This window comes from Staphylococcus sp. HMSC62D11 (genome assembly GCF_001839145.1).
Lineage (GTDB): Bacteria > Bacillota > Bacilli > Staphylococcales > Staphylococcaceae > Staphylococcus > Staphylococcus lugdunensis.
Window position 1 is genome coordinate 113,358 of sequence record NZ_KV840192.1, and the last position, 792, is coordinate 114,149.

At 37.4% G+C, this 792-nt stretch carries 1 pseudogene; it reads left to right on the plus strand.

The window, feature by feature from the left end:
- A pseudogene (locus HMPREF3267_RS12610) lies at positions 1–792 on the plus strand (hypothetical protein); the annotation flags it as partial.

Here is a 792-nt window from a genome sequence, read left to right on the forward strand (position 1 = left end):
AAGACGGCACATCAATTGGTATTAAATCAATTACTACATCAACTACTGGTGAAAAAGTTGTAACCTTCACGGATGGTCAAATATTAACAATACCAAAAGGTGAAAAAGGCGACCGAGGCGAAAATGGACATGATGGTCAAAACGGACGCGATGGTGTATCAATTACAATTACAAGTACTACAACAGATGGTGCGGGCAATACAGTCATCCACTTTAGTGATGGTAAAAATGTAACTGTACCAAAAGGTCAAAACGGTACATCAGTAACAATACAAAATGTCACTAAACAACCAAATGGTGAAACTGTTGTAACATTCTCAGACGGAAAATCTATTACGATACCTAAAGGAGAAAAAGGTGACGCAGGTATTAAAGGTGCCGATGGTCATTCAATTACTATCACAAGTAATACAGAAGAACCAAATGGCGATCGCAAACTTGTATTCTCAGATAACACAACAGTTGTGATACCAAAAGGTACAAAAGGCGACAAAGGTGAAAATGGCACATCAATTAGTATTACTACAATTGATACAGATAATGATGGAAATAAAGTCGTTCACTTTAGTGATGGCAAAACATTAACTGTACCAAAAGGCCAAGACGGCACATCAATTGGTATTAAAACAATTACAACGTCAACTACTGGTGATAAAGTTGTAACCTTTACAGACGGAAAATCAATTACAATACCAAAAGGTGATCGAGGCGAAAATGGTCAAAAAGGTCAAGACGGTCAATCTATTACGATTACAAGTACAACAACAGATGGCGCTGGTAACACAGTTATCC